The sequence below is a fragment of the Vibrio sp. 1580 genome, from assembly GCF_033340055.1.
Genome location: NZ_JAWOVT010000458.1, coordinates 1 through 597, shown reverse-complemented (window position 1 = coordinate 597; position 597 = coordinate 1). Strand labels below are relative to the sequence as shown.

General features: G+C 49.1%; 1 pseudogene. It reads left to right on the top strand.

The window, feature by feature from the left end:
* Window positions 1-2: 2 nt before the first annotated feature.
* A pseudogene (locus R7093_RS26580) lies at window positions 3-597 on the top strand (hypothetical protein); the annotation flags it as partial.

Sequence of the window (597 nt, the reverse complement as noted above, 5' to 3'; positions counted from 1 at the left end):
TCATGACCAAGAAACTGTGGATTATCGGCGCGATCGGCGCCGGTTTATTGGGTGTTTACTTGTTAAGTGACGAGAGCAGCATGGCGTCTGCGGCCAGCTCTTTAAACAGCGCTCCTGTCGATAAAAGAAAAAGCCAACATCACTATGGTGAACGTACGTCGTTAATTGAGGTGAAGCAGGCGCTCACAACATCGGCGTTGGATGGCTCGAGCTCTCTCGATTTAGATGCAGTGCTTAATGCGACGCCATTCGATCAACAAAACGTCGCCGAGAACCCTTTTGATACGTTTGATGGTTACTACCCTTACGATCTGACGGCGGTGACACCACAACCCAAGGTTGATGCGGCGAACAACAGCAAACCCATCATCAATCTATCGGTCGAACAGCAACTGCAAACCATCATTTATGGTTGGGAGCTAACGCAGAACAAGCCGATCAGCAATTCGTTAAGTCTGAACCAATTGTTTGAAGACCCCGATGGTGACCTGCTCACCACTCGGATCTGGTTAGAAAACGCCAATGGTCTTCAGGTGCTCAACCAAGGCCAAATCGTTGTACAAGGTGCGCCAGAAGAAATCGACCAAACCACTTACT